3 protein-coding genes are annotated in these 3,312 nt (G+C 58.9%); 2 read left to right on the forward strand and 1 reads right to left on the reverse strand.

Going from position 1 to position 3,312, the window contains the following annotated elements:
- The first annotated feature begins 604 nt into the window (after positions 1-604).
- The gene (locus tag H5U08_RS13465) at positions 605-1,186 is read left to right on the forward strand and encodes a hypothetical protein (RefSeq protein WP_297034021.1); all 582 of its coding nucleotides are present in this window, start codon (positions 605-607) and stop codon (positions 1,184-1,186) included.
- 574 nt (positions 1,187-1,760) lie between these two features.
- Positions 1,761-2,939: a hypothetical protein gene (locus H5U08_RS13470; protein ID WP_297034024.1), complete on the forward strand. Its 1,179-nt coding sequence runs from the start codon at positions 1,761-1,763 to the stop codon at positions 2,937-2,939.
- Between the two features lie 27 nt (positions 2,940-2,966).
- Here H5U08_RS13470 and H5U08_RS13475 read toward each other — a convergent pair.
- Positions 2,967-3,312: HD domain-containing phosphohydrolase (locus tag H5U08_RS13475; RefSeq protein WP_366494573.1), on the reverse strand; the 346-nt coding region annotated here is incomplete at its 5' end.

The following is a 3,312-nucleotide window of genomic DNA, read 5'->3' on the forward strand; positions in this document are numbered from 1 at the left end:
GGGTGAGGCCGGCCACTGCGCTGGCTTGCCCATGCCGTTCTGCCGATTATAATGTAAAGGGTGGATTATTCCGCAGCGGCGGTAGAAGTTATTATCGAGCCGCCCATTGTTGAGGGACGCATCAAGCATTGCGACGCCATCATTTTCATCATCCAAAGCGCGTCCCGTTCGAGACGGCGCAAGCCGATGACAATATTCGGTACATTATGGTCGTGTAAGTTGTGTCAAGCCCCGCGGAGAGAAAGGAACGAGCGCAAGAGCGAGTGATCAATCGGAGTGGCGCCAAATCGGTCAGGGTTCACGTCACGTCATCTTTATTCCCTTTTTTGTCATCTTCCATCAGTTGCGTTATCCCTGGCGACACTCCTGCCGGCGATGATAGGAGGGAACATCGGACCGGCACCTCCTGGGAACGATCACGGTGCTCCTGCCCGCTCCGAGGGAAGACCTGGTCGCACACGTTGCCATTTCCAGATCAGGTGGCTTGACCGACGGTGCCGGGTAATCTTTTCGCACATGCTGAACGCAACAGGAGTTCTGATCTTCTGGTTCTGGTCCCGGCGCTGGATTCCTTTGCGGCCTTGTGGGCCGGAGGAATGTTATCATGCGCGTCTCGGATTTGGGTCTGCCGGCCATGACGATGCCGGCCGTGGTCACGCCCGTCGATAAGGAGCAACAGGCTTCCCCAGCTAACACGTCGAAGACATCGCCAGCGTGCCAGGAGCAATCTCCGGGCCAAAACAACAGGGTGCCGCTGCATCGGCTCGCCGAAGTCCGAATCAGACAGGGAGTCACACGGCGGACGATGGCCCGACGCATGAAAGTGGATGTCCGCACGGTGAAACGCGAGGAAGATCCCTACAACGACCTCCCACTTTCCGTGCTCTACCGCTGGCAAAAAGCGTTGCAGGTGCCCCTTGTGGAGTTGCTCTCCGACATAGAAGAGCCTCTGTCGGCCCCGGTTCTGCAACGCGCGCGGCTTCTCCGCATGATGAAGACGGCGCGCGCCATCCAAGCGAGGACAAAACAGCCCTCCGTCCGATACCTTGCCGACATGCTGGTCCAGCAACTCCTGGAGCTGATGCCCGAACTGGCCGACGTAACCCCCTGGCCGGGTGGCCGATCCAAGCGGCAACCCACCCTCGGCGAAATCGCTGAGCATCCCCAGAAATTTCGCATGCGTTGATGGATCGGGTTGACGGCGCGTCAAACACGGTGACCTGTGGATAACGGGTCACCGTGTTGCCTCGTTTGACTATCCTTCTCGCATTGTCTCGGCCTGGGTCAACGGCACCTCGGTCCGAAGTTTCCTGTGCCTGGCACATGGCCGCGTCAAAACCGGTCAACAGCCCAGCCAGGCGGGATCGTTCTTTTTCGATTCACCCTGCCAATTTTTTCTATCTTATCTGTCTATCTCAGTTTAAAGCCAACGACCGAGAGAAATGTGCTATTTCCACACGCTTAAACTTCGTGTTCAATAGGGACGTCACCGGAAGGTTGAAAAAGCCGCGATTTTCTTCCGAAATCCTGGGGTCCCGGTCATGATTTCCGCCTCCGCCCGGTCTCTGCATGGTTCGCCCGATCTATCGGCCAGGTCAGCAGGAGCGCCTCTCCGAATCTCGCGTCGCGGTCTCATGAGGCCAGGTTTTCTCGCGATTGGGATATTGGTACTCTGTTCACTCTCGACCGGATGTCAACGACCATCGCGACATGAGGAGGCTGCACGTTCTCCGATTGAAGAACTGGGCAAATTGCCCGGGGTGCGGAAGACCCTCCTGCCCGCTCTTCGCGAGGAGCTTGCCCGAATCGAGGAAGAAGGCGGAACTCCGGAGCTCTTGACACCGCGTCTTCCTCCCCCCGAGGAAAACCTGGCTGCCGTGTTCCACGAACTGTTTCCTGCGGACCGCCTGCCGTTTCTCCTGGCCAGGAGTCGAGAATTGCTCCTCGAAGGCATTCCCGGGGATGATGCGGCTGCCAGGGCGTTACAGGAATTCTTGCGTCCTCTGGAAGGGCAGCAAAAAGCGGTTCGTGCGGCTTTGCATCGGCCCAAATGTGTCTTTCCGATTGTTTACACCGCTGGATTCGCCGCCGACCTGGCGTTTGCCGACCACGTCGTCATGGCCACGCGGGTGGAGCTCCTGGAGGCATTGCTGAGCGCCTCCAAAGGGGAGTCAGGCCGATCTCTGGAAAGCATCGGCGTCGCGCTGAGAATCAGCCATCGATTGAGCCAGACGGGTCATCCCCACCTGCGATTCGAAGCCGCTCGGCTGCGGCGTGCCGTTCTGGACGTGCTTCAGGAAATCTTTTCCCACGGGAAGGTGCTTCGCGAGGACGCAGCCGCGCTCAGCGAGGTTGTCAAGAACATCCTTGCCACATGGCCGGAGGACGCCGACACCTGGAAGGCCGCGCGAGCTCTCGGCCTCCACGCTTACGAGGTGGTCCGCATCGGTCGCCTGTTCGATTTGCTGACCGACGAAGAAGCCAAAACACTTTCGCAGGAGTACGACCTCCGCTCGCTTGTGGAGAAGACCCGCGCAAATGCGGACCAGGATGAACTGTACTATCTGACCCAGATGCGTCAGGTGATCGAGCTATCGCGGAAGCCCTATTTTGAGCGAAAACCCGCACTGGACCGCCTGGTTAGCGAATGGCAGGCAAGAAAGGCGGACGAAGAGGTTCTGGTGGCTTGTCGCATCCTCCTGCCTATGGTAGAGCCCGGGCAACTGGTCCAGGCGGAAGATCAGGCCAATACGCTGGCGTGGGCGGTGGCACTCAACGCGGCTTTGGGCGATCAGAATGCCACGGAGGTCGTCAATCCCCTAACGGGAGAGAAGTACTGGCTGGAATCCAGCGGCGACTGGCTCTATATCAACGGCATCGGGACAGACCTCGGACGGCACGGTGCCATCGAGATTCCCCGTTTCCCGTCGCCGAAATGAATGTGGCCTCAGGACAGGCGTGCTGGATCAACTCTTCGCGGCCTGAGAACGATCAGCGGCGGACTGATGGTTGGACCCGTCCTGGCTCGCCTTGCCGTTGTCGGTCATTCCCAGGGATTTTCGGACAATCGGTCCCAGCAGCGGATGATTGATTAGCTTCAGGTCTTTTTCGTCAGCTATTTGTCGCAGGTCATCACGGGCTCGGAAAAAGGCCTCCACGACACGCGGGTCCCACTGGCGACCGGCACCCTTGCGAATGATCTCGTCGATTTTGTCGTTGGGCATCCGCGAGCGATACGGACGGTTGCTCGCCATCGCATCGTAGGCGTCGGCCACTGCGACAATTCGGGCAATAGGAGGTATGGCCTCGCCG

It is taken from the genome of Thermogutta sp., assembly GCF_014359955.1.
Taxonomy (GTDB): Bacteria; Planctomycetota; Planctomycetia; order Pirellulales; family Thermoguttaceae; genus Thermogutta.

Excerpts from the sequence above, each read along its gene's own strand:
- H5U08_RS13465 (WP_297034021.1), top strand. The coding sequence starts at position 605 with ATGCGCGTCTCGGATTTGGGTCTGCCGGCCATGACGATGCCGGCCGTG.